Source organism: Pseudomonas sp. Teo4 (assembly GCF_034387475.1).
Lineage (GTDB): Bacteria > Pseudomonadota > Gammaproteobacteria > Pseudomonadales > Pseudomonadaceae > Aquipseudomonas.
The window spans coordinates 459,219-482,417 of record NZ_JAXCIL010000001.1 but is presented as its reverse complement, the minus strand read 5'-3'; the positions used below and the strand labels follow the sequence as shown (position 1 = coordinate 482,417).

Annotated in this window: 20 protein-coding genes, 5 tRNA genes and 4 pseudogenes; 13 read left to right on the top strand and 16 right to left on the bottom strand. The window is 62.1% G+C overall.

What is annotated here, in order from left to right; all coding sequences use genetic code 11:
- Positions 1–56: 56 nt before the first annotated feature.
- The 5 genes from PspTeo4_RS02435 to PspTeo4_RS02415 form a co-directional block, all read right to left on the bottom strand.
- Positions 57–141: transfer RNA gene (locus PspTeo4_RS02435), tRNA-Leu, on the bottom strand.
- Positions 142–198: 57 nt separating this feature from the next.
- A tRNA-His gene (locus PspTeo4_RS02430) sits at positions 199–274 on the bottom strand.
- A 59-nt stretch (positions 275–333) separates the two neighbouring features.
- Positions 334–418 (bottom strand) — tRNA-Leu (locus PspTeo4_RS02425).
- A gap of 55 nt (positions 419–473) precedes the next feature.
- Positions 474–549 (bottom strand) — tRNA-His (locus PspTeo4_RS02420).
- Positions 550–591: 42 nt separating this feature from the next.
- Positions 592–668, bottom strand: a tRNA-Arg gene (locus PspTeo4_RS02415).
- A gap of 256 nt (positions 669–924) precedes the next feature.
- Between PspTeo4_RS02415 and folD the strand changes: the two genes are divergently transcribed.
- From folD to PspTeo4_RS02400, 3 genes are all read left to right on the top strand, one after another.
- Positions 925–1,779, top strand: a complete 855-nt coding sequence (gene folD / locus PspTeo4_RS02410) for a bifunctional methylenetetrahydrofolate dehydrogenase/methenyltetrahydrofolate cyclohydrolase FolD (RefSeq protein WP_322362128.1) — start codon at positions 925–927, stop codon at positions 1,777–1,779.
- 232 nt (positions 1,780–2,011) lie between these two features.
- A complete protein-coding gene (locus tag PspTeo4_RS02405) occupies positions 2,012–3,076 on the top strand; it encodes an ornithine cyclodeaminase (RefSeq protein WP_322362127.1) in 1,065 nt (354 codons plus the stop codon).
- A 101-nt stretch (positions 3,077–3,177) separates the two neighbouring features.
- Complete coding sequence (locus tag PspTeo4_RS02400) at positions 3,178–3,663, top strand: Lrp/AsnC family transcriptional regulator (RefSeq protein WP_322362126.1); 486 nt, start codon at positions 3,178–3,180, stop codon at positions 3,661–3,663.
- Here PspTeo4_RS02400 and PspTeo4_RS02395 read toward each other — a convergent pair whose 3' ends face one another.
- The 3 genes and pseudogenes from PspTeo4_RS02395 to PspTeo4_RS29760 form a co-directional block, all read right to left on the bottom strand.
- Complete coding sequence (locus tag PspTeo4_RS02395) at positions 3,664–5,352, bottom strand: putative bifunctional diguanylate cyclase/phosphodiesterase (RefSeq protein WP_322362125.1); 1,689 nt, start codon at positions 5,350–5,352, stop codon at positions 3,664–3,666.
- A gap of 12 nt (positions 5,353–5,364) precedes the next feature.
- A pseudogene (locus tag PspTeo4_RS29765) lies at positions 5,365–5,853 on the bottom strand (methyl-accepting chemotaxis protein); the annotation flags it as partial.
- A 747-nt stretch (positions 5,854–6,600) separates the two neighbouring features.
- Positions 6,601–6,930: pseudogene (locus tag PspTeo4_RS29760) on the bottom strand (PAS domain-containing protein); the annotation flags it as partial.
- A 267-nt stretch (positions 6,931–7,197) separates the two neighbouring features.
- Here PspTeo4_RS29760 and PspTeo4_RS02385 point away from each other — a divergent pair.
- From PspTeo4_RS02385 to PspTeo4_RS02360, 6 genes are all read left to right on the top strand, one after another.
- On the top strand, positions 7,198–7,512 hold the full coding sequence (locus tag PspTeo4_RS02385) for a helix-turn-helix transcriptional regulator (protein WP_322362123.1): 315 nt from the start codon (positions 7,198–7,200) through the stop codon (positions 7,510–7,512).
- A 247-nt stretch (positions 7,513–7,759) separates the two neighbouring features.
- Entirely contained in the window at positions 7,760–9,070 is a 1,311-nt protein-coding gene (locus PspTeo4_RS02380) for a C4-dicarboxylate transporter DctA (protein ID WP_322362122.1), read from the top strand.
- Between the two features lie 44 nt (positions 9,071–9,114).
- Positions 9,115–9,819 carry a FadR/GntR family transcriptional regulator gene (locus PspTeo4_RS02375; protein WP_322362121.1) on the top strand — a complete coding sequence of 235 codons (705 nt, stop codon included), beginning with the start codon at positions 9,115–9,117 and terminating at the stop codon, positions 9,817–9,819.
- Between the two features lie 16 nt (positions 9,820–9,835).
- Entirely contained in the window at positions 9,836–10,516 is a 681-nt protein-coding gene (locus PspTeo4_RS02370; protein WP_322362120.1) for a GntR family transcriptional regulator, read from the top strand.
- Between the two features lie 90 nt (positions 10,517–10,606).
- The gene (locus PspTeo4_RS02365; RefSeq protein ID WP_322364785.1) at positions 10,607–11,665 is read left to right on the top strand and encodes a hypothetical protein; all 1,059 of its coding nucleotides are present in this window, start codon (positions 10,607–10,609) and stop codon (positions 11,663–11,665) included.
- A gap of 241 nt (positions 11,666–11,906) precedes the next feature.
- Positions 11,907–12,860: an IS110 family transposase gene (locus tag PspTeo4_RS02360; RefSeq protein ID WP_322362116.1), complete on the top strand. Its 954-nt coding sequence runs from the start codon at positions 11,907–11,909 to the stop codon at positions 12,858–12,860.
- An 85-nt stretch (positions 12,861–12,945) separates the two neighbouring features.
- Here PspTeo4_RS02360 and PspTeo4_RS29755 read toward each other — a convergent pair whose 3' ends face one another.
- The 3 genes and pseudogenes from PspTeo4_RS29755 to PspTeo4_RS02350 form a co-directional block, all read right to left on the bottom strand.
- Positions 12,946–13,686: a methyl-accepting chemotaxis protein gene (locus PspTeo4_RS29755; RefSeq protein WP_416196939.1), complete on the bottom strand. Its 741-nt coding sequence runs from the start codon at positions 13,684–13,686 to the stop codon at positions 12,946–12,948.
- Between the two features lie 114 nt (positions 13,687–13,800).
- Positions 13,801–14,832: pseudogene (mcpA, locus tag PspTeo4_RS29750) on the bottom strand (methyl-accepting chemotaxis protein McpA); the annotation flags it as partial.
- 143 nt (positions 14,833–14,975) lie between these two features.
- Positions 14,976–15,854 (bottom strand): LysR family transcriptional regulator, encoded by an 879-nt coding sequence (locus PspTeo4_RS02350; RefSeq protein ID WP_322362118.1) that lies wholly within the window; start codon positions 15,852–15,854, stop codon positions 14,976–14,978.
- A gap of 102 nt (positions 15,855–15,956) precedes the next feature.
- Between PspTeo4_RS02350 and PspTeo4_RS02345 the strand changes: the two genes are divergently transcribed.
- Positions 15,957–16,385: a PACE efflux transporter gene (locus PspTeo4_RS02345; RefSeq protein WP_322362117.1), complete on the top strand. Its 429-nt coding sequence runs from the start codon at positions 15,957–15,959 to the stop codon at positions 16,383–16,385.
- A gap of 176 nt (positions 16,386–16,561) precedes the next feature.
- On the opposite strand, the gene PspTeo4_RS02340 is transcribed toward PspTeo4_RS02345, so the two are convergent.
- The 4 genes from PspTeo4_RS02340 to PspTeo4_RS02325 form a co-directional block, all read right to left on the bottom strand.
- Positions 16,562–17,515, bottom strand: coding sequence for an IS110 family transposase (locus tag PspTeo4_RS02340; protein ID WP_322362116.1), 954 nt, complete (start codon positions 17,513–17,515; stop codon positions 16,562–16,564).
- Between the two features lie 340 nt (positions 17,516–17,855).
- Entirely contained in the window at positions 17,856–18,920 is a 1,065-nt protein-coding gene (locus PspTeo4_RS02335) for a hypothetical protein (protein ID WP_322362115.1), read from the bottom strand.
- Between the two features lie 65 nt (positions 18,921–18,985).
- A complete protein-coding gene (locus tag PspTeo4_RS02330) occupies positions 18,986–19,357 on the bottom strand; it encodes a RidA family protein (protein ID WP_322362114.1) in 372 nt (123 codons plus the stop codon).
- Between the two features lie 18 nt (positions 19,358–19,375).
- A complete protein-coding gene (locus PspTeo4_RS02325; protein ID WP_322362113.1) occupies positions 19,376–20,506 on the bottom strand; it encodes an FAD-dependent oxidoreductase in 1,131 nt (376 codons plus the stop codon).
- A 113-nt stretch (positions 20,507–20,619) separates the two neighbouring features.
- Between PspTeo4_RS02325 and PspTeo4_RS02320 the strand changes: the two genes are divergently transcribed.
- Positions 20,620–21,243, top strand: a complete 624-nt coding sequence (locus PspTeo4_RS02320; protein ID WP_322362112.1) for an XRE family transcriptional regulator — start codon at positions 20,620–20,622, stop codon at positions 21,241–21,243.
- A 122-nt stretch (positions 21,244–21,365) separates the two neighbouring features.
- Positions 21,366–22,151 (top strand): sulfite exporter TauE/SafE family protein, encoded by a 786-nt coding sequence (locus PspTeo4_RS02315; protein ID WP_322362111.1) that lies wholly within the window; start codon positions 21,366–21,368, stop codon positions 22,149–22,151.
- Positions 22,152–22,167: 16 nt separating this feature from the next.
- Here the strand turns inward: PspTeo4_RS02315 and PspTeo4_RS02310 are convergent, their stop codons facing one another.
- Positions 22,168–22,707 (bottom strand): histidine phosphatase family protein, encoded by a 540-nt coding sequence (locus PspTeo4_RS02310; protein WP_322362110.1) that lies wholly within the window; start codon positions 22,705–22,707, stop codon positions 22,168–22,170.
- Positions 22,708–22,883: 176 nt separating this feature from the next.
- Between PspTeo4_RS02310 and PspTeo4_RS02305 the strand changes: the two are divergent.
- A pseudogene (locus PspTeo4_RS02305) lies at positions 22,884–23,168 on the top strand (aminotransferase class I/II-fold pyridoxal phosphate-dependent enzyme); the annotation flags it as partial.
- Positions 23,169–23,199 lie beyond the last annotated feature (31 nt).

Sequence of the window (23,199 nt, the reverse complement as noted above, 5' to 3'; positions counted from 1 at the left end):
CAGGCACCCCTCGAAAACGAAAAAAGCAGCCATTCAGGCTGCTTTTTCATTTCAGATGGTGCGGACGAAGAGACTCGAACTCTTACAGCTTGCGCCGCTGGAACCTAAATCCAGTGTGTCTACCAATTTCACCACGTCCGCATACAGCACATAACATAAAGGCGCCCGACCATTCGATCAAGGCGCCTTCACAGAATATGGGGTGGACGATGGGAATCGAACCCACGACAACTGGAATCACAATCCAGCGCTCTACCAACTGAGCTACGCCCACCATATTGCGGTGTTGCAGTACTACGTTGCAGCTTTATAAAAGCAGGTCTTACAGAAGCATGGTGCGGACGAAGAGACTCGAACTCTTACAGCTTGCGCCGCTGGAACCTAAATCCAGTGTGTCTACCAATTTCACCACGTCCGCGTAACGCTTAAAACAAAGGCGCCAGATCATGCAATCAAGGCGCCTCTGAAGAATATGGGGTGGACGATGGGAATCGAACCCACGACAACTGGAATCACAATCCAGCGCTCTACCAACTGAGCTACGCCCACCATATTGCTATACAGCCTTACTTGCTTGCCCAAGCAGCCTAATGGCGCACCCGGCAGGACTCGAACCTGCGACCATCCGCTTAGAAGGCGGATGCTCTATCCAGCTGAGCTACGGGCGCATAAGCATTCGGCCTAACCGAACGAGTTATCAAACCACTCATTCTGCCCGACCTTGCCAGCCCGTGCTAGGTCGTACCCGACAAGTGCGGCGAATCTTATAGACGAGCGGCCATACCGTCAACACCTTTCTCAAAAAAATTTAAATTATTGAAGGGGTTAGGGAATTTGCCCGACCACGCGCCTTTGCCCTCGGGCCATGTCGTGCGAGAATGCGCCCTCTTTAATGTTCCTTTCTCGATGGTTAATCACGCGTCTATGACTGCACACCTAATCGATGGCAAGGCGATCGCCGCCAACCTGCGCCAGCAGATCGCTCAACGTGTCGAGGAGCGTCGCCAGCAAGGCCTGCGCACTCCGGGCCTGGCGGTGATCCTGGTCGGCACCGACCCCGCCTCCCAAGTCTATGTATCGCACAAGCGCAAGGACTGCGAAGAGGTCGGCTTCATTTCGCAGGCTTTCGACCTGCCCAGCGAGACCACGCAGCAGGCCCTGACCGACCTGATCGACCGCCTCAATGAAGACCCGGCCGTCGATGGCATCCTCCTGCAACTGCCGCTGCCTGCGCACCTGGACGCATCCTTGCTGCTCGAGCGCATCCGTCCGGACAAGGACGTCGATGGCTTCCACCCGTACAACATCGGCCGCCTGGCCCAGCGTATTCCGCTGCTGCGCCCATGCACGCCCAAAGGCATCATGACCCTGCTGCACAGCACCGGTCAGGACCTGTATGGCATGAACGCTGTAATCGTCGGCGCCTCCAACATCGTTGGCCGCCCGATGGCCATGGAGCTGCTGCTGGCCGGCTGCACCGTCACCGTTTGCCACCGCTTCACCAAGGACCTCGCCGGCCATGTCGGCCGCGCCGACCTGGTGGTGGTGGCTGCCGGCAAGCCGGGCCTGGTCAAGGGCGAATGGGTCAAGGAAGGCGCCATCGTCATCGACGTCGGCATCAACCGCCAGGAAGACGGCAAGCTGGTTGGCGATGTGGTCTACGAGACCGCCCTGCCCCGCGCCGGCTGGATCACCCCGGTACCGGGCGGTGTCGGCCCGATGACCCGGGCTTGCCTGCTGGAAAATACGCTGTACGCGGCCGAAGAGTTGCACAAGTAAGCAAGCTTGGCGCATGCATGAAACGGCACCCAGACGGGTGCCGTTTTTGTTTATGCCATGCCAAGGCCCACCCCACAGCCGATTCGGCTGTCACACGTCTGATTTCAGCTGTAGCCGCTGAACCCAGCCCCTTCTTCAGCCAGCTTTGATGCTGCGCCTGCCTGAAAATATTCCTGCAGCCCACCCTGAATGCCTACCCGACGCTCAGGTGCGCCGCTGCACGGAGAGCCCCATGACTCGCTATATCGATGTGCAAGACCTCGCACGCCTGGTCAACCGCAAAGGTCTTTCGACCTGCCTGGTGGAGATGGCCGAGTACATTCGCCAGGACTACCTGCGCTGGCAGGACTTCGAAAAATGCGCGCGCCTGGCCAACCATTCGCCAGACGGGGTGATCGAGCTTATGCCGATTTCCGATCACAACCTGTATGCCTTCAAACACGTCAACGGCCACCCGAAGAACACCCACGACGGCCTGCTGACCGTGATGGCGTTCGGCGCATTGAGCAACGTCGACAGCGGCGCACCAGTGCTGCTCAGCGAGATGACCCTGACCACCGCGATTCGCACCGCGGCCACTTCCGCCCTCGCCGCCCGTTACCTGGCCCGCGAGGACAGCCGCAGCATGGCATTGATCGGCAACGGTTCGCAGAGCGAGTTCCAGGCCATCGCTTTCAACACACTGCTGGGTATCGACGAAATTCGCCTGTATGACATAGACCCGGCCGCCACGGCCAAGCTGGTGGCGAACCTGGCGGGTCGTCCCGGCCTGAAACTGACCGTCGCAAACTCGGTTGCCGAGGCAGTGCGCGGCGCGGATATCGTGACCACGGTCACTGCCGACAAAGCCTACGCCACCATCCTCACCCCGGAGATGATCGAGCCAGGCATGCACCTCAATGCCGTCGGCGGTGACTGCCCGGGCAAGACCGAACTGCATCGGGCCATCGTCGAGGCAGCCAGGGTGATCGTCGAGTACGAACCGCAAAGCCGGGTCGAAGGTGAAATCCAGCAGGTGGCGGCAGACATGCCCGTCACCGAATTCTGGCAGGTGGTTGCAGGCCAGGCACCTGGCCGCGAAAACAACCGGCAAGTGACGCTTTTCGACTCAGTCGGTTTTGCCCTGGAGGACTATTCGGCACTGCGTTATGTGCTGGATACCGCCCAGGCACTGGATATCGGCCAGGACATTGAACTGGTGCCGACACTGGAGAACCCGAAAGACCTGTTCGCACTGCTGCAACCGCGCATTGTGGGCATTCGTGCTGCGCACCCAGCCAGCATCGCGTGTGCGTGAAATCAAGGGGGCCGCACCACGGCCCCCTTCAACAGCAACGACATCTGCCGAATTACCACCTACCCTGTCCATGCCCCCCCCGCTGAATGAAGCCATTGCGCATGGACACCAAGGCCGATTCAACACAACCGCTGGACCGCATCGACGAGGCGATCATCGACGTGCTGCGCCACGATGGCCGCATCACCTTCGAAAAGCTCTCCACCCTGGTCCACCTCACCCCGCGCCCGTGCCTTGAGCGGGTGCGCAAACTGGAGCGCCGCGGCGTCATCCGCGGCTACGGAGCCATCATCGACCTGCAGAAAGTCTCGCCAGGACTATCGCTTCTGGTGTTGGTGGCGCTGTCCAACCAGAGCGGACGCGCTGCGCAGAAAGCCTTCGAGGCCACCATGCACAGCTGCCCCGAAGTGTATGAGTGTCACCTGATCAGCGGCCACTTCGACTACAGCCTGCGCATGCGCTGCCGCGACATGGAGCATTACCGGGTACTCACCGAACGCTGGATGAATGACGACGCCTTGCATATCGACAAACTGGTGGCGCACCCGGAGTTGGCTTCGGTCAAGAGCATGGCACCGCAGCTCTGATCAAGCGGTGCGCCATGGCTCAGGCTGTCTATAAGCCTGCGCCCATGCCGCCACCTCACCCACCGGCATCGCGGGCGCGATGCCATACCCTTGTGCCAGCTCGCAGCCCAGCGCCATCAGCACCCGCCCATGCTCGACGCTCTCCACCCCTTCGGCAATCACTTCGCGTCCAAATGCCCGCGCCAGGCCAATCACCGCACGGGTAAGGGCAAGGTCGTCCTGGTCGTGGAGGATGTCGCGCACGAACGATTTATCGATCTTGATGGTCTGGGTCGGCAGACGCTTGAGGTAGCTCAACGACGAATAGCCGGTACCAAAGTCATCCAGCGAGAAACGCACCCCCAGCGCCAGGCACGCCTCCAGGCACCGGCTGACGTGCTGGAGATTATCCAACGCCACCGACTCGACGATCTCCAGGTCCAACCGGGTCGGGTCGACACCTGGATGCTCGGCCAGCATCTGCGCCAGGCGCTCGGCAAAGTCGTTACGCTGCAAATGGCGGGCGGCGATGTTGACACTCAGTGACCAAGCCCGCCCTTCGCGTCCCCATCTGCGCAGTTGATGCAGTGCCTGCTCAATCACCCATTCGCCGATTTCGACGATCAGGTCGGTCTGCTCGACCAAGGGCAGGAACTCTCCCGGCAACACCAAGCCACGCCCTGGGCGCTGCCAGCGCAGCAGCGCCTCGAAGCCAAGCACCTGGCCGCTGCGCAGGTTGACCTTGGGCTGGTAATGCAGGCACAGCTCGCCCTGACGAAGCGCACGGCGCACCCGCGCCACCGTCTGGTGGGTCGCCTTCAGTTCCAGCTCCTGGGAAACATCGAAAATGTGATAGCGGTTGCGACCGCGCTGCTTGGCCACGTACATGGCCTGATCAGCATGGCGCACCAAGGTATCGGCATCCTCGTCATCCAGTGGAAACAGCGTCACGCCGACACTCGCGCTCAGCGCCAGGCGCTGCTCGCGGATGACATAAGGCGCGGCCAGCGCCCGCAGCACCCGCTGCAAGGCCGCATGTAACTGATGGCTGCCGTCGATGTGACGCAGAATCAGCACGAACTCGTCGCCCGACAGCCGCGCCACGGCATCACCGCCGCGCAGGATGCCCTTCAGCCGCCGGGCCACTTCGACCAGCAGCAGGTCACCCGTGGCATGCCCATAGCCATCATTGACCGCCTTGAAGCCATCGAGGTCGAGCATGCACACCGCCAAGGGAATGTCCTCGCGACGGGAAAACGCCAAGGCCTGGTTGAGCAACTCGGACAAAAATGCGCGATTGGGCAGCCCGGTGAGCACATCGTGCCCGACACGCCATTGCAGGGTGTGCAGCAATTGGCGCTTTTCGGTGACATCGAAACGGATCGAGACGTACTTGTGCACCTTACCGGTCTGTGGGTCGCTCAACGGCACCATGGTGCTGTCGACCCAGTACAGCGAGCCGTCCTTGGCCCGGTTGCAGATCTCGCCCTTCCACACCTGGCCTGCGGCCAAGGCACGCCACATGCCCAGGAAAAACTCAGGTTCATGCAAGCCGGAGTTGAGAATGCGGTGGTTGGCGCCTAACAGCTCCTCGCGGCTGTAGCCAGAGATACTGCAGAACTGCTGGTTGACGTAAGTGATTTGCCCACGCAAGTCGGTTTCGGAAAAGATCGCGGCCGCGTCCACGGCCGCGCGATAGATATCGTCCATAGCATCCTGCCTTTAACGGTTGAAGCGCTCCACCAGGGCGCGCAATCCAGCGCACACCTGTTCCAGCTCTGCCCCGCGTGAAGCGGCGGCATTGGCACTGTCGGCGCTCTGCTGAGCAATACCGGCCACGCCATTGATTTGTCGGGAGACATCTTCAGCCACCGAAGACTGCTGCTGCGACGCGGTGGCCATCTGCTGGCTCATGTCGCTGATACGCTGCACCGCGTCACGAATACCTTGCAGCGCCCGCTGCGCCTCCTGCACCTGGGCCACGCCGTGCTCGGCACCTTCGATGCCTTGGCTGGCAATGGTCACCGCCTGCTCGGCACCCTGGCGCAACGCATCGATGATGCTCTGAATGTGCAGGGTCGACTGACGAGTCTTGTCGGCCAGCGCCCGAACCTCGTCGGCCACCACGGCAAAACCACGGCCCTGCTCACCAGCGCGAGCCGCCTCGATGGCAGCGTTGAGCGCCAGCAGGTTGGTCTGCTCGGCGATGGCGCGGATCATCCCGGCGGCCTCGGCGATGGCATCGGTCTGGCCGGCCAGATCGGTCACCGCCTGGTTGATCTGCCCCACCGTGGCCGCCAGGGTACCAATGGCGGTGCCAGTCGCATCGGCCACCCGCGCGCCCTGCTCGGCAAGCCCGTGGGCGGTATGCGCCTCACTGGCCGTCAACTGAACGTGACTCGCCACCTCGCCAATCGATGCGGCCATTTCGGTCATGGCAGTGGCGCTCAGGTCGGTTTCGGCACGCTGCGCCAGCAAGGCGGTTTCAGTGCCACGGGACAACCGCCCGGCTTCTTCAGCCGCCACCGCCATCTGCGTTGCCAGGTCGCTGAGCCGCGTGAGTGCGGTCTTCAGCCGCGCCTGTTCACCGATCAGAATCAGCTGCAACTGCCCCGCTGCCCCCGGCAAGTCGCTGTAGGTCAGGGCTGCGACCGGGTCGGCGAAGGTGCCTTCGGCGCCCTGGATGACGCGCTGCAACTGCCGATCCAAACGTTTGCGCCCCCACGCGCCGTAGGCCACGAACAGCGCCAGGGTCAACCCTTGGCCCAACGCGCCTGGCCAGAGCAGGTTGGCCGCCACCGCCAAACCACCGCCAAGCAATGGCAACGCCAGCGCCTGCCCCAACAAAGCCAGACGCCGCCCGGCCGGCAGCGCCGCCTTGCCCTGGCGCAAGCGCGCATACAGCGCCTCGGCCCTGCGCACCTGCTCGCGGGTCGGGCATACCCGTACCGACTCGTAGCCAACCACCCGCCCTTGTTCAAGGATTGGCGTGACATAGGCATTGACCCAGTAGAAGTCGCCATTGCGGCAGCGGTTCTTGACGATACCCATCCAGCTCTTGCCGGCTTTGAGGTAGCGCCACATCAATGCGTACACCGCCTCGGGCATGTCCGGGTGGCGAACCAGATTGTGTGGGCTACCGATCAGCTCAGCTTCGCTGTAGCCGCTGATGGCAGCGAATTCGGGGTTGCAATAGGTGATCAGGCTGGCCGTGTCGGTGGCCGATATCAGCCGCTGATTTTCGGGGAAACGCTGCTCGACCGGTGTAACCGGCAGGTTGAGACGCAAGATGAGACTCCATTCACAAAAAAACCGGCACCTCGCCAATCGGCGGACATCGGAACCGTTCCTGGTCGATCGGATCCAATAACCTGATGCGCCCGCAGCCCTTGAAAGCCGCAGGCCGAACCACGCCGGAGCGCCAATCGTGACTAGCCAGTCAAAACGTGAATTCTACGAATACCATCACATAAAGCAAGTGAATGTGATCAATCATGGCGTTGCGCTATACCAAACTATACCGGTAAGTTCCTGATTCTAAATGGGAATTAATTGATGACGAGATCAGCTCTGGGATTTGCCCTGCGCCGCTACCGCAAGTTGGCGGGTTTGACGCAGGCTCAATTCGGCGAGCAGACCGGCTTCGACCCCAAGACCATCAGCCGCTTCGAAACCGGCACCTACACCCCCAGCATCGATGCCCTGCTGACCTTCGCCGACGTTCTGGGTATCAAGCCCAAGGCCTTTTTCTCCGAACCAGACGATGAAGACGAGCAACGGGCGTACCTGTTCGATGTGATCCACAATGCCCCGCCCAAGGTTCTTGGCAAGCTGATTGCAGCAGTGGACCAGGCATTGGCCAAATCCTGACCCCTTTCGTGCCATTCAGCGCCAGGCTGCCCTGAGGCCCTGACCCTGCACGCACCGAACTAGAGCGGAACAGGCCAAAATGCCCCACAACTGGTCAGACCGGTAAGGCCAAAAACCCTTGCATTGTAGGATTTTTCGCGCTTTTATGACCCCGCACTGAACAAACCGGTAAGACCACAATAATTAAGTCCTGCGCTCTTTCGCCCCCAAGGCATCGAAGCAAGGACACCGATCAGAGACCCCTCCCATGCTCAAATGGTGCTCGCGTTCGATCTTCCTCCAAGTGGTGCTAGGCCTTGCTCTCGGCATTGCCTGCGGACTCAGCTTTCCCGACCTGTCCCTGCAACTCAAACCCCTGGGCGACGGCTTCATCAAGCTGATCAAGATGCTCATCGGCATCATCGTCTTCTGCGTGGTGGTCAGTGGTATCTCCGGCGCTGGCGACCTGAAGAAAGTCGGGCGCATCGGCCTGAAGTCAGTCATCTATTTCGAGATCCTCACCACCATCGCCCTGGTGATCGGCCTGGTATTCGCCTTCACCAGTGGCATCGGCAGCGGCGCCAACATTCACCTCGACCAGCTGTCCAGCGCCGACGCCAGCAGCCTGGCCGAGCGCGGCCAGCACATCCACGGCGCCACGGCGTTCTTCATGGACCTGATCCCGACCTCGGTGGTGGGTGCCTTCGCCGACAACAACATTCTTCAGGTGCTGCTGTTCTCGGTGCTGTTCGGCAGCGCCCTGAACCTGGTGGGCGATTCGGCGGCGGGCATCTCACGGTTGATCAACGAACTGAGCCATGTGGTATTCCGCATCATGGGCATGATCGTACGCCTGGCACCGATCGGCGTGTTCGGCGCCATCGCCTTCACCACCAGCAAGTACGGTCTGGAGTCGCTGCAACATCTGGGTGGGTTGGTGGCTTTGTTCTACCTGACCTGCGCTGGCTTCGTGCTGATCATTCTCGGCACGGTGATGCGCCTGTCGGGCCTGAAGCTGCTGCCGTTCATCAAGTACCTGCGCGAAGAACTGACCATCGTGCTGGGTACAGCCTCCTCCGACGCCGTGCTGCCGCAGATCATGCGCAAACTTGAGCATCTGGGCATCGGCAGCTCCACCGTCGGCCTGGTCATCCCCACCGGCTACTCGTTCAACCTCGACGGTTTCTCCATCTACCTGACCCTGGCCATCGTGTTCATTGCCAACGCCACCGGCACGCCGCTGGCGATGACCGACCTGCTGACCATTTTGCTGGTGTCGCTGGTGACCTCCAAGGGGGCCCACGGCATCCCAGGCTCGGCGCTGGTGATCCTGGCCGCAACCCTGACCGCTGTACCGGCGATTCCGGTGGTAGGCCTGGTACTGGTGCTGGCGGTGGACTGGTTCATGGGCATTGGCCGGGCACTGACCAACCTGATCGGCAACTGCGTGGCCACCGTAGCCATCGCCCGCTGGGAGAAGGACATCGACCTTGAGCGTGCGCAGAACGTGCTCGACAACAAACCGGGTTTCGCCCATACCCCGCGCAAGCAGCCCAACGCCCATCAACAGGAATTTTGACCGAGTGTGGCCGGCGCTGACGCCGGCCCTTTCAGGAGCGAACCGTGATCAGCTCATCAACCGTCGTCAACTCAGTGGTGGAAAAACTGCGCCAGGCCCTGGCCCGCGGCCAGTGGCGTTCCGGCGACATGCTCCCCGGCCAGCGTGAACTGGCCGAGCAACTGGGCATCAGCCGCCCTAGCCTGCGCGAAGCGGTCACCGTACTGGAGACCTTGGGCCTGGTGCGCTCCATGCCAGGCAAAGGTGTACTGGTACTGGATGCCGACGCCGCCATGGCCGGCCCCGCCACCGACACCACAGCAGCGGCCAGCCTGGCCGACGTACTCGAACTGCGCTACACCCTGGAGCCATTCATCGTCGGCCTGGTGGCACAGTCCGCCAACAGCCAGGACATCGGCCAACTGCGCCTGACCCTGATGGACATGCGCGAAGCGCTCGACGCCGAGGACAGTGAAGCCGGCGTCAATGCCTACATCGCCTTCCACCAGGCGCTGTTCGCCCTGACCACCAACCCGATCTTCCAGAGCGTGGTGCAGCAAACCAGCAACGCCCTCAAGCAAAGTGCCGACATGCTGCGCAACTCCCCCGAGCACCTGGCTGCCCGGCTCAAGGAAAACGAAGCCGTGGTGCGCGCCATCCGTGACCGCAACAGTGCCCAGGCCAGCGCGCAGATGCGCCGGCACATCCTTGCCGAAAGCCTGCGCATGGGTATCGAGCTGAACATCCCGGATGAACACCCCGGCCAATGACCCCAGGAGAGCGACCATGACCGCCTGCGCCCACGCCACCCCTCACTTGCCTGCCCTGCTCGCCGCTGGCGAGACGCGCCTGTCGGCCGAGCAGATCTACCCCCGTTTGTTCGACGCCATTCTCGAGCAGCGCCTGCCTCCAGGCAGCCTGCTGCCCGAGCAAGCGCTGGGCAATGCGTTCGGCGTCAGCCGCACAGTGATCCGCCGGGTGCTCGGACGCCTGACGGACCAGCAAGTGGTGGTGCAACGCCCCAGCCACACCGCCCATCTGGCCGCGCCCGACCCTGAGCAAGCACGCCAGGTACTCAGCGCCCGGCGTTTGGCAGAAACCACCCTGATCACCCTGGCGGCCCAGCGCGCCAGGCCCACACAGGTTCGCCAGTTGCGCTCGCTGGTGGAACGCGAACGCCAGCACCATGAACGTGGCGAACGCTGCGCGGCCATTCGTCTGGGTGGCGAATTTCACCTGAAGCTCGCACAAGTGGCTGCCAATGCCCCCTTGGCGCGTTTTCTCAACGGTCTGGTACCGATGACCTCACTGATCATCGCCCGCTACGAGTCACCTTGCTGTGATCACTGCGCCTGGCAGGAGCATGCGGCGATCATCGATGCCGTGGAAGCGGGCAATGGGGACGCAGCGCTGGCCTTGATGCACGAACACCTCGACCGCCTGGAAGATAAGCTCGAACTCAGTTAAGCAGGGCCGATGGGCTGCAAGGCAGCCCTCGGATGCGCCCCCTATACTCGTTAGATAACCCCCACGTATCAGGGAGGCGCTCGCGTGAAGCTGCGCAGTCCCTCACTGCTGCTCTGCCTGCTGCTAGCCCTTGGCGGCTGCGCCAGCAAGCCTCCACCGCCTCCACCGCCGCCTGTGGTGCTCACAGCCGCCACCTGGCAACGCATCGACCAGGAATTGATCGACGCCTCGGCAGGTGCCGCAGGCTCGGCCAACGACTACGCCCGCCGCTCCATGCGGGTGTGGAAAGAACAGGTACAGCAGCGCACCGAAAAAGATTTCATCCCGTGGTTCACCGGCTACTGGACCCAGCAATGGCTGACCCTGAAGGTGGCCTGGTACAAACTCGACAGTGGCGAAGGTCGGGAGTCTGCGGAAAAGCGCCTGGCCCTGTACCTGCAGGAGCAATACCACGAGCGAGTGATCGAGCCGGTGGCCGAGCAGATCAACCCCGAAGCCATCCGCGACCGGGCCTGTGAGTTATATGTACAACTGCTGGGCCAGCAGCTGCCGGCCATCATCGCGCGCTACCGCGCACCGCCTGAGCAGTTCAGCCAGCGCCTCAATCGCATCCCGGCCATTACCCTCGGCCCGCCCGACGCCCGCAATGCCAGCCTTTATCAGCTATTGCGCGCCAAACCGCTGGAGCAGCAGCCTGCCTGGCAGGCTCTGCGCCAGCACTTGCACCAGCAGGCGGCAAAGGGGCCAGGGCAAACCGATGTGGGTTTGTCCTCGGTTGCTGACCGCGCCAGCGAGAAGCTTGGCGCCACCCTGGCACCGCGGGGCATAGCCAGCGCCGTGGCCAGTGCCGTGGGCAAGGTGGCCGGGGCGATGATCTCGATAGTCTCGGCCGGCTACGGGATGATCACCCATGACCGCGAGCACCCGCAGATGGTCGAGCAGTTGCGGGTGATCCTCAACGTGGCGCTCAACCAGGAGTGGAAGGAGTTGATGGAAAACCGCCAGAGCGGGGCCATGGCTGGGGTGTACTACTTGTCGGGGCAGGTGGAGGACAACTTGCTGGCCAGTGCGCCGCGGCCGGTGGAGCAAGAGGTGGAACAAAGGGCGGAACAGCCGCAGGAGCCATTGTTGATACGCCTACCGCCTTAGAGGTTGCCTGTACCGGCCTCATCGCCGGCAAGCCGGCTTGTATGGTAGGACTTGAAGGGGTGGTGGGACGACATGCCGGCTTCTGACTGTGACAGCAGTACAGACCGTGGGAGACATCGCCCCACCCCTTCCACCAAAGCGCCGATAAAGAATGCATCGTTTGCAAGCGACGATAGAAGCAAGCCAGCGCCTCTTGGTGAAACCCCTTCAAGCCGGAAAACCATAACGTGGAGAACCGCCCATGGCAATGCAGGTAAGCAAGTTGATCGTGGGTGCGGATGTTGCGAAAGCGGAACTGGTTATTCATCACGACGGTAGTGATGAACTGATCAAACTGAAGAACGCAAAACCCGAGATCAAGCGGTGGCTCAAGCAACAGCCCCGCAATACTGCCATCGCCGTTGAGGCGACAAATGTCTACCACTTGGACTTGGTCGAGCTAGCCCATGGTGCGGGTCTTGAAGTCTACGTAATTGATGGTTTTCAACTGAGTAATTACCGGAAAAGTGTTGGGGGGCGAGTCAAAACCGACCCTTCCGATGCCAGGCTGTTGTCTCGTTTTCTAAGAAATGAAGGCGAGGATCTTCGTCCGTGGAGTCCGCCACCCGCTGTCTACGGCAAGGTTCAGAGCCTACTTCGACGTCGGGCTGCCTTGGTGGCCGCCCGGACCGCAATGACTCAGAGCTGGGCTAACGAAAGTCTGCTGAAAAGCGCCTTCGAGGCGTTCGTCAAATCGATAGACCGTTTGGATCTGTTGATACAAAAAAAACTTAAAGAAGTGCTCCGCGAAGCCGGACTGCAAGAACAAGTTGCCCGTTGCCAAGCAGTGGAAGGTATTGGCTTTCTTACCGCCACGGCATTGGTCATGGCCTTTGTTCGAGGCGAGTTCAGAAGCAGCGACGCTTACATCGCATTTCTGGGAATGGACTTGCGAGTGAACGACTCGGGACAGACGAACGGACGTCGTCGCCTGACCAAGCGGGGATGCTCTGAGATCCGTCGCTTGCTGCACAACGCGGCAATGGCTGCGAGCAGGTCATCGGCTTGGAAAGATGTTTACGAGCATCATCGAAACAGCGGCAAAGCAACCACTCAAGCCCTGGTCATCCTGGCCCGTAAACTCGCTCGTGTAGCATTCGCCCTGATGAAAAATCAGGACGAATACGTCACTAAAGGCGGGAAACTGGCTTGCTGAGAACCATAGAATCTCCCACATGGACCGCGCTGATCTTGAGATCGCTGCTACCTGTGGGAGCCGGCTTGCCGGCGATGGGTTTCACTCAAATCCGGAAACTACCCACCAACTGCTTCAACCGCCCGGCCTGCTGGGCCAACGCGTCGCAATGGCGCAGGGTTTCGTTGAGGTTTTCCACCCCTTGCTGATTCAGCGCGTTGATCTGGGTGATGTCCAGGTTGAGGCTATCGACCACGGCGGTCTGTTCTTCGGTGGCGGTGGCCACCGACTGGTTCATGCCGTCGATCTCGCCGATGCGCTGGGTCACGCTGGCCAGGCGCTCGCCCGCCTGGTTGGCGACCTGCACGGTCTGTTCGCTCGACACCTGGCTGGTGTTCATGGTGTGCACCGCCTCGCGCGAGCCGACTTGCAGGCTGGTGATCATGCGGTGGATTTCTTCGGCCGATTCCTGGGTGCGGTGGGCAAGGTTGCGCACTTCGTCGGCTACTACAGCGAACCCGCGCCCGGCTTCACCGGCGCGGGCTGCCTCGATGGCGGCGTTGAGCGCCAGCAGGTTGGTCTGCTGGGAAATGCCCTTGATCACGTCGAGAATCTTGCCGATGTCGTCGGTGCTGGCGTTGAGCGCTTCGATCTGTTCGCAGGATTCGCTGATGCGCTGCGACAGGGCGGTCATGGCGTTGATCGCTTCCTCGACCACTTCGCGGCCACCATGGGCCTGCTCGCTGGCACCGCTGGCGTGTTGCGAGGCATCGGCGGCGTTGCGGGCGATCTCCTGGGTGGCGGCACCCAGTTCGTTGATCGCGGCGGCAACGCTGTTGGTGCGCATGCTTTGCTCTTCAGAACCGATGATCGAGGCGTTGGAGGCATTGACCACTTTCTCCGACAGGTCGTGCACCAGACGGGTTGCCGACGACACTTCGCTCATGGAAGCGTGAATACGTTCTACGAAGCGGTTGAACGAGGTCGCCAGCTCGCCGAATTCGTCCTTGTGCTGCACCGTCAGGCGGCGGGTCAGGTCGCCTTCACCCTCGGCAATGTCGCGCATGGCGCGGCCCATGGTGGTCAGCGGGCGCATCAGCACTGGAATCAACAGGCCCAGCAGGCCAGCGATGGCGGCCACGGCGATGACCATGGCAATGACCGCCGAAGTACGGAACTGGCCGAGTGCGGCGTAGGCCTTGTCCTTGTCGATGGACAGGCCGATGTACCACTGCGCCGAAGGCAGGCCGTTGACCGGGGCGAAGGAAATGAGCCGTTGCTGGCCATTGAGGCTGACGTCCTGCATGCCAGCGGCCACCCGCAGGCCACTGCCGGGGTAGATGTCCTTGAGGTTCTTCATCGCCTGGTCTTTATCCGGGCTGACGATGACCTGGCCGTCGCTGTCGACGAGGAAGGCGTGGCCGATGCCGCCGAAGTCGACCGAGTTGATGATCTGCACCAGGGTGTCGAGGGTCAGGTCACCGCCCACCACTCCCACCAGTTCGCCGGTGCTCTTGCGCTTGACCGGGGTGGCGATGGTAACCATCAGGCCGCCGACAGCACCCTGGTAAGGGGCAGTGAGCACGGTTTGCCCGGCGTTGACCGCCGCGCCATACCAGGGGCGTTGGCGCGGGTCATAGCCGGCAGGCATCTGCGCGTTGGGGCGCTGGGTGAACACGCCGCTGGCCTGGCCCAGGTAGGTGAACAGGAAATTACGCGTGTAGGAAGGCTGCTCGATCAGACCTGCCAGGCTGTCGCCAGCCCCTTGCTCGGCGATGTCCTGGGCCAGGTTTTCCAGCACCAGGATGCGCCCGCTCATCCAGTTCTGCACGCTGCTGGCAGTCAGCGCACCGGACTGTTGCACGGACGATTCGATGTTCTGGGCAATGGTGTTGCGTTGCAGGTAATCGTTGTAAAGCGTGAACAGGGCGAAGGCCAGTACCACGACGGTGCAGGCGCTGAGCAGGATCTTGTGGCGGAATTTCAGGTTCATGTTTCGAGACCTTGAGCCAGGGAGGGGAGGGCGCTGCACGCTTGTGGCGTGTGTGCGCACCTTTCTCCAGTCATATCGGCGCAATGGTTAAAAAATTGAAACACTTACAGTGACTTGTTGATGCCCTGTCGACGGACGGCAGCCTAGCGAGTGGCCAACTGTTCTAGGAGCATCCGTGCGGCTTGATGCAGCGGCTGCTGCTTGCGCCAGAAGGCATGGATCGGCAACTGCAGTTCGTTGCGGGTGTTGCGAAAATGCAGGCGTACCAAACGCCCGGCATCGATCAGCGGCGCGACTCGGCTGCGCGGCAGGTCCCCCCAGCCATGGCCGGCTTCGACCATCTGCAGGGCAAGGTCGAAGCTGTCGGTGGACCAGTGTGTGGCGCCGATCAGGGCGCGTGGGTCGGTCAGTGGCAGGTCGCGGCTACGAACCAGGATCTGGCGTACCGCAATAAGGTCTTCCAGGTAGTGGATGCGTCCGTCGAGCAAGGCAGGGTGAGTAGGGGAGAGAGTGGCGATCAGGGCCTCCGTGCCAATGTGCTGGAAACCGCGATGGGCCTCTACCTGAAGGCCGGCGAAGGCCAGGCACAGGTCTGCTCGGCCACTGTCGAGCAACTGCAGGGCATCTTCCTGCGGAGCACTGAGCAGGGTGATGTCCAGCAGGGGAAAGCGCTCGCCAAGCTGGGCGATGGCGGCCAGCAACGGGCGGTGATCGATGTCCGGGACCACGGCGATGATCAGGCTGCTTTCAAGCCCTTGGGACAACTCCAGCGCATGCACCTGCAACAGCCCCAACTGCTCGGCGATCAGCCGGGCGTGGGGTTCCAGGGCCAAGGCACGGGCGCTGGCCCGGACCTCGCGAGGGCCTCGCTCGAACAGGGCGTAACCGAGTTCGGCTTCAAGGTTGCCGATGGCCATGCTCACCGCCGAAGGTACCCGCCCCAAGGCGCGTGCAGCGGCGGAAAACGAGCCGTGGTCGAGCACGGCAAGGAACAACTGGATGTTATCGCTGGAAAAGTTCATGGGCAGCCTCCTGTCAATTAATCTGAAAGCTGCTGACTTTGTCTGTCAATAAAAATGAATCATCCTTGCGCCCCTTCGCTTTTGTCATGTGAGGTAACCCTGGTGCAGGGACTGAAACGCAAACTGGTCTACGTGACTTTCTATGAACTGATCGGCCTGTGCATGTCGACCCTGGGGCTGGCCTACCTGTCGGACACCCAGGCGTCCCACACGGGGCCGTTGGCGGTGATGATCACCACCATCGCCATGCTCTGGAACCTCATCTACAACAGCCTGTTCGAGCGCTGGGAGAGCCGCCAGGCCAAGCGTGGTCGCAGCGTGGCGCGGCGGGTGGCGCATGCCGTCGGTTTTCAACTGACCCTGGTGGTGTACCTGATACCGCTGATTGCCTGGTGGCTGGACATGAGCCTGGTCGAGGCGTTTCTGGTGGACCTGGCGTTCATCGTTCTGGTGCCTTGCTACACCTTCGTCTACAACTGGGCGTTTGACCGGGTCTTTGGTTTGCCGACTTCGGCGATGGCTGTTGCCTGATGCCTTCGGTGCAGACCCTGTTGCAGGGCTGTCGCTTGGGTTGGCTGTACCGGCCTCATCGCCGGCAAGCCGGCTCCCACAGGTATGGACTGCCCCCAAGAAGTTGGACACCAATCCAACCCTTGGGGGCAGCCCAGGTACGGCGGACGCAGGTGTTGTGGGAGATTCTATGGTTCTCAGCAAGCCAGTTTCCCGCCTTTAGTGACGTATTCGTCCTGATTTTTCATCAGGGCGAATGCTACACGAGCGAGTTTACGGGCCAGGATGACCAGGGCTTGAGTGGTTGCTTTGCCGCTGTTTCGATGATGCTCGTAAACATCTTTCCAAGCCGATGACCTGCTCGCAGCCATTGCCGCGTTGTGCAGCAAGCGACGGATCTCAGAGCATCCCCGCTTGGTCAGGCGACGACGTCCGTTCGTCTGTCCCGAGTCGTTCACTCGCAAGTCCATTCCCAGAAATGCGATGTAAGCGTCGCTGCTTCTGAACTCGCCTCGAACAAAGGCCATGACCAATGCCGTGGCGGTAAGAAAGCCAATACCTTCCACTGCTTGGCAACGGGCAACTTGTTCTTGCAGTCCGGCTTCGCGGAGCACTTCTTTAAGTTTTTTTTGTATCAACAGATCCAAACGGTCTATCGATTTGACGAACGCCTCGAAGGCGCTTTTCAGCAGACTTTCGTTAGCCCAGCTCTGAGTCATTGCGGTCCGGGCGGCCACCAAGGCAGCCCGACGTCGAAGTAGGCTCTGAACCTTGCCGTAGACAGCGGGTGGCGGACTCCACGGACGAAGATCCTCGCCTTCATTTCTTAGAAAACGAGACAACAGCCTGGCATCGGAAGGGTCGGTTTTGACTCGCCCCCCAACACTTTTCCGGTAATTACTCAGTTGAAAACCATCAATTACGTAGACTTCAAGACCCGCACCATGGGCTAGCTCGACCAAGTCCAAGTGGTAGACATTTGTCGCCTCAACGGCGATGGCAGTATTGCGGGGCTGTTGCTTGAGCCACCGCTTGATCTCGGGTTTTGCGTTCTTCAGTTTGATCAGTTCATCACTACCGTCGTGATGAATAACCAGTTCCGCTTTCGCAACATCCGCACCCACGATCAACTTGCTTACCTGCATTGCCATGGGCGGTTCTCCACGTTATGGTTTTCCGGCTTGAAGGGGTTTCACCAAGAGGCGCTGGCTTGCTTCTATCGTCGCTTGCAAACGATGCATTCTTTATCGGCGCTTTGGTGGAAGGGGTGGGGCGATGTCTCCCACGGTCTGTACTGCTGTCACAGTCAGAAGCCGGCATGTCGTCCCACCACCCCTTCAAGTCCTACCATACAAGCCGGCTTGCCGGCGATGAGGCCGGTACAGGCAACACAAGGCAGTTGTTTGCACATGGGCCGAGCTGATCCTGAGACCACTGCAATGCCTTTAGGGGCCGGCTTGTCGTGACGACGAAGCGCGACGATAAAGGCCTCTAGGCCACCACCGCTCTACCGCTCCTGCCCCGCCGCACCCAACCCACCAATACCGCCGCCATCAGCACGAAGCCCAGATACCCGAAGAACGGGTACACCTCACCCACCAGGCTGATGAACCCCACCAAACTGCAGACGAAAGCGACGACCCCGGTCGCCACCGCCCCCCTGCGAAACTTCGGCGTGCCGGCCGGCAGCAGGCGCGAAAGGAACGAAAACAGCGTGCCCACGGCCGTGTTGACGATCATGCCGAAGATGATCAGGCACATCACCAGCCCCAACAGCGGCGAGATTTCACTGGCAATCGACAGCATCGGCATCGGCAGGTCGGCCACGCTGTCCAGGCGCGACAACAGCCCGGCACTCATGACCAGCATCAACCCACCCAATGCCGCACCGCCCAACAAGCCGCCCCACACCGCAGTCTTCTCGCCCTTGGCCGAGCCACCGAGGATGGCCAGGATCGGAGCGCCAGCGACGATGTTGTACGACACATACAGGAACGCCCCGAGCAACCAGTGACGGGTGCCGGCCTGCTGCTGGCTGGCCAGTTGGTCGAGTTCAGCGAAGCTCTGACCGCGGGTGAATACCGCATACAGCGCAATCGCAGAGGCCACCAGAATCAGCAGCGGCGTGACCGCACCAATGGCCAGGATCACCTTGCGCACATCCAGGCACACGATTCCGACCACCAGCAAGGTCACCAGCACGCTACCGGTCAGCGCGGGAATGCCGAACTGCTGCTCCAGCAAGGCACCGCCACCCGCGAGCATGACCACGGTGACGGCGAACATGAAGAAGGTGATCAGCCAGTCGACGAACCACCCCAGGTGGCGGCCGCAGATGGCCTGGATCACATCCTTGTGCGAGGTGGCCTGTTGGCGATTGCCCAAGCCGGCCAGGGCCATGCCCAGGAAGGTGAACAGGGCCGCGCTGACCAGCGCCCCGACCAGGCCCCAGACGCCGAAGTCGACGAAAAACAACAACAGTTCCCGCCCGGACGCGAAGCCCGCCCCCACGATCACGCCAACGAATGCGCCGGCGATCTTCAGTTGCTCTTGCATGTGAACCTCTGGTTATTGTTGTTGTGCCAGCCGGGCCCTGCCTGCGGGCAAGCCCGCGAAGGGCTTCAGCCGACGTAAGCCTGGACTTCGATCTCCACATCCACGCCAAGCGCCAGCGCCGAGGCCACAGTGGAACGCACCGGCAGCGCCGCGCCGAAGAACTCCTTGTACACCTCGTTGAAACCGGCGAAGTGGCTCATGTCCGACAGCCACACCGTGCACTTGACCACTTGCTCGAAGCCCGCACCGCAAGCCGCCAGGCTCTCGGCGATACGCTCGCAGGCGGCGCGGGTCTGGGTCTGGATGTCGCCGCGCACCACATCACCACCGGCACTCATCGGCACCTGACCGGACAGGAACAGGAAGCCGCCAGCCTTCACCGCACGGGAAAAAGGAAACGGCAGGCTGCTGGGGAAACGCTGGATGTCATTGCTCATGGGTAGCTCCTTGGGGGGTTATTGAAATCGTGCAGGGGACAGCCGCTCGGGCGACACCCCTTGAACAGTCAAGCTCGGGCACAGCGGTTGCCCAAGCAACAGGTCGGCGGCCAGACGAGAGGCGCCTGCAGCCGACTGAATGCCATAGCCGCCCTGCGCTGCCAGCCAGAAGAAGGCGGGCGCCTGGGCGTCGAAACCGATCACCAGGTCGCCATCGGCGACGAACGAGCGCAGGCCCGCCCAGCTGTGGCTTGGGCGGCGTATCTGCAGGGTAGTCATGGCCTCGATGTTGTAGATGCCGATGGCCACGTCGAGCTCATCGGGCGCGGCGTCCTGGGGTTCGACCGGGTCGGCGTTGGCGGGCGAACCCAGCAATTGGCCGGCATCGGGCTTGAAGTAGAAACTCTCGTCGACGCCGATTACCGCAGGCCAACGGGCAAAGTCCTGGTCGACCGGCCCTGGGAAGGTAAAGGCGCTGCGCCGGCAGGGCTGCAGACCGATTCGGGCCACCCCGCACTGTTCGGCCACGCGGTCGGCCCAGGCACCTGCGGCGTTGACCAGCTGACGCGCCTGCAGGCAGCTGCCGTCGGCCAACTCCACGTGCCAAAGGTCGTCGAGGTAATACGCCTGGACCAGCTCGGCATTGCAGCGCAGCTCACCACCGGCCGCACGCAGGCCACGCAGGAAGCCCTGGTGCAGGGCGTGCACATCCAGGTCCATGGCGCCCGGCTCATGCACCGCCCCGGCAAGCGTGCCGCCACGCAGGCTCGGCACCAGCGCCAGGGCGGCATCGCGGTCCAGCAGGCTGACCTCGGTGCCGTTGGCCAGGTTCTGGGCGTGGGTGGCTTCGAGCAGCGCCTGCTGTTCAAGGCTGGCGACGTAGAGACAGCCGCGCGGTTCAAGCAACGGGTGTTCACAGAAACCAGGCGGCGGCGCTTCGTAGAACGCCCGGCTGGCGCGGGTCAGCGCCTGAATCTGCGGCGTGCCGTAGGCCTCCATGAACATGGCCGCCGAACGCCCGGTGGAGTGATAACCCGGCTGCATCTCGCGTTCGAGCAGCAGCACCCGGCGCTCGCCGGCCAGGCGGTAGCCCAGGGAAGCGCCGGCGATACCGGCGCCAATGATCAGGGTGTCGTAGATCTGGGTCATGCACGCTCCCGTCGCGCAATTATCATTTATGAGAATTCTAATATATGAGAATTTACGATCATGCAAGCGCCCAAGGTAAGATGCCCGACCAAAGCCGCACACAGAGAGTCTCGATGTCCGCTGAACGCCCCTCTACCACAGGCCGCCCCGATGCCCTGCCCTTGCTCGATCGCGCCGAAGTGGGCGCGCGTCTGCGCCAGGTTCGCAAGGCGCGCCAGCTGACCCTCAAGCAGCTGTCCGAACTCAGTGGAGTGCCGGTGTCGACCTTGTCGAAGATGGAGTTGGCGCAAGTCTCGGTGAGCTACGAAAAGCTGGCCGCCGCAGCCCGGGCATTGAACGTCGACATCGCGCAATTGTTCCGCGCCAGCGGGCCGGTGAATGCGCCAGTGCCGGCAACCGTGGTGGTGGACTCGCTACCGGCGGCGGCCGGCTATTCCACCGGCACCTATGACTACCACCCGATTGCCGGCGCCTTTCCCGAACGGCGCATGACCCCGGCTTATGCCCGCATCATCGCGCGCGAACGCGGCCAGTTCGACGACTTCATTCGCCATCCGGGGCAAGAGTTCGCGTTGGTGTTGAAGGGCCGCGTGCGCATCGAATTCGAAACTGGCGAAGCAGTGAGCATCGGGCCGCAGGAAACGGCGTATTTCGACAGCCAGGTGGGGCACATCTACCTGTCGGAGAGCGAAGATGGTGGGGATGCGCAAGTGATGGTGGTGATGACGGATCGGTGAGCCGCAGCGCCAGTAGCGGTCTGCAGTTATAACCTAATAACGAACAAGTCTATTTGGCTATAAAAAAATCTATATGCTGGGCAGCATCCGATCACGGGCAAAGCTGGGCAGTCGAGTAGCGTATGGATGTAGGATCTTTTGGTTTTACCATTGCCGGACTGGTTGTGGGTTTCATCGTCGGCATGACCGGCGTCGGCGGCGGCTCGCTGATGACGCCCATTCTGCTCTGGTTCGGCATCAACCCGGCCACTGCCGTAGGCACCGACCTGCTCTATGCCGCCATCACCAAGGCCAGTGGCGTCTGGGTGCATGGCCGCAACAAGAACATCGACTGGAAGATCGCCGGCCTGCTCAGCCTCGGCAGCGTACCTGCCGCCGCACTGACCCTGTGGTTCCTCAGCACCCTGCACACCGACACCTCGGCACTCAACGCCGTGATCAAACAGGGCCTGGCCGTGGTGTTGATCCTCACCGCGCTGGCCATCATGTTCAAGTCGCGCCTGCAGGCCTTTGCCAGTCGCCATGCCGGTGACCATTACCACCTCAGCGACCGCACCCTGAACATTCTCACCGTGATCACCGGTGTGGTGCTGGGCGTCATGGTCACGCTCACCTCCATCGGCGCAGGTGCCCTGGGGACCGTGGCGCTGTTCCTGCTCTACCCGTTCCTGGTCACCCGCCGCCTGGTCGGTACCGAAATCGCCCACGCCGTGCCGCTGACCCTGGTGGCCGGCCTTGGCCACGCGAGCATGGGCAACATGGACTGGTCGTTGCTGGGCTACCTGCTGCTCGGCTCGCTGCCAGGCATCTACCTGGGCAGCCACCTCACCGGCCGCATCTCCGACCGCGTGCTGCGGCCTTGCCTGGCTGCCATGCTGCTGCTGATCGGCTACAAGCTGGCCTTCTGACCCTGATGCGCCTGCGTCACGCCAGACGCAGGCGCCATTGCCCGGTGTAACTCAGTTCCAGACGCGACAGCGGCAACACATCGATGCGCTGGTACGCCTTCAACGGGCACTCCAACAGGTGAACCATCACCGCCCGGATCACCATGGGGTGCGTCACCGCCAACCACTCCCCCTGCCCCTCGAACGCCATGAGCCAGCCCCCTACCCGCTGGCACACATCGGCGAAGGACTCGCCCCCATGGGGCGCGCTGTGAGGGTCCTCCAACCACTGCGCCAGCGCCTCGGGTTGTTCGGTCTGCAACTGTTTCAGCGTCATGCCGTGCCAGCGCCCCAGGTCGCAGTCGGCCAGGCCTGGCTCAACCGTGGCCTGGGCCGACAACCATGCCGCCGTCTCCCTCGCCCGGGGTTCCGGCGCCGTGAGCACGCGCACATCCGGCATGCTGGCCAGAGGCTGATCGTCCTGCGCCAGAATGCCATCCTGCGGCCGATGCAAACGCCCCGCTCGCTGGGCCGGGGTCAGGGCATGGCAGATGAGTGTGAGGCGTACGGCTTTCACCTGGATTCTCGTCACGGTCGAATAGGCCGAATGGTTTAGCACAATCGCATTTTTTTTTGCACTTGGGGATGGCGTCGGGGCTGCTGGAGGCTTGGCGTGAGAGGGGCAGCGCCGGTGAGATCGAGCGCCGCGCGGGCGGCGCTCGATTTTCGCAGCACCTCAAAGCTCATGCCAAGGACAGCCACCTGGTGCCGATGCGCAAGGCCCACAACGCCCGACTGCGTGACCAGACCATCGCCTGGCTGAACGCACGTGGCTGGCGCTGCACTGCCTCGCAGGCCAACTGCTTCATGATCGACCTGCGTGGCCCCGCACAGCCGGTGGTCGAACGCCTGGCCAAGCGGGGCGTGCTGGTGGGCCGGGTGTGGCCCAGCTGGCCGAACTGGGTGCGCGTAAGCGTGGGCGATGAACACGACATGCAGCGCTTTCGCGACGCATTTGCCGAGGTCGCAGCAGGTTAAGACTGCGAACATCAGGGGCTGCCTTACAGCC

What these genes read in the sequence shown, in the direction of transcription:
- PspTeo4_RS02315 (WP_322362111.1), top strand. Translation starts at nt 21,366, where the DNA reads ATGGATGTAGGATCTTTTGGTTTTACCATTGCCGGACTGGTTGTGGGT.
- PspTeo4_RS02405 (WP_322362127.1), top strand. Translation starts at nt 2,012, where the DNA reads ATGACTCGCTATATCGATGTGCAAGACCTCGCACGCCTGGTCAACCGC.
- PspTeo4_RS02360 (WP_322362116.1), top strand. Translation starts at nt 11,907, where the DNA reads ATGGCAATGCAGGTAAGCAAGTTGATCGTGGGTGCGGATGTTGCGAAA.
- PspTeo4_RS02380 (WP_322362122.1), top strand. Translation starts at nt 7,760, where the DNA reads ATGCTCAAATGGTGCTCGCGTTCGATCTTCCTCCAAGTGGTGCTAGGC.
- PspTeo4_RS29755 (WP_416196939.1), bottom strand. Translation starts at nt 13,686, where the DNA reads ATGCGCACCAACAGCGTTGCCGCCGCGATCAACGAACTGGGTGCCGCC.
- PspTeo4_RS02325 (WP_322362113.1), bottom strand. Translation starts at nt 20,506, where the DNA reads ATGACCCAGATCTACGACACCCTGATCATTGGCGCCGGTATCGCCGGC.
- PspTeo4_RS02400 (WP_322362126.1), top strand. Translation starts at nt 3,178, where the DNA reads ATGGACACCAAGGCCGATTCAACACAACCGCTGGACCGCATCGACGAG.
- PspTeo4_RS02320 (WP_322362112.1), top strand. Translation starts at nt 20,620, where the DNA reads ATGTCCGCTGAACGCCCCTCTACCACAGGCCGCCCCGATGCCCTGCCC.
- PspTeo4_RS02335 (WP_322362115.1), bottom strand. Translation starts at nt 18,920, where the DNA reads ATGCAAGAGCAACTGAAGATCGCCGGCGCATTCGTTGGCGTGATCGTG.
- folD (WP_322362128.1), top strand. Translation starts at nt 925, where the DNA reads ATGACTGCACACCTAATCGATGGCAAGGCGATCGCCGCCAACCTGCGC.
- PspTeo4_RS02330 (WP_322362114.1), bottom strand. Translation starts at nt 19,357, where the DNA reads ATGAGCAATGACATCCAGCGTTTCCCCAGCAGCCTGCCGTTTCCTTTT.
- PspTeo4_RS02340 (WP_322362116.1), bottom strand. Translation starts at nt 17,515, where the DNA reads ATGGCAATGCAGGTAAGCAAGTTGATCGTGGGTGCGGATGTTGCGAAA.
- PspTeo4_RS02395 (WP_322362125.1), bottom strand. Translation starts at nt 5,352, where the DNA reads ATGGACGATATCTATCGCGCGGCCGTGGACGCGGCCGCGATCTTTTCC.
- PspTeo4_RS02385 (WP_322362123.1), top strand. Translation starts at nt 7,198, where the DNA reads ATGACGAGATCAGCTCTGGGATTTGCCCTGCGCCGCTACCGCAAGTTG.
- PspTeo4_RS02350 (WP_322362118.1), bottom strand. Translation starts at nt 15,854, where the DNA reads ATGAACTTTTCCAGCGATAACATCCAGTTGTTCCTTGCCGTGCTCGAC.
- PspTeo4_RS02370 (WP_322362120.1), top strand. Translation starts at nt 9,836, where the DNA reads ATGACCGCCTGCGCCCACGCCACCCCTCACTTGCCTGCCCTGCTCGCC.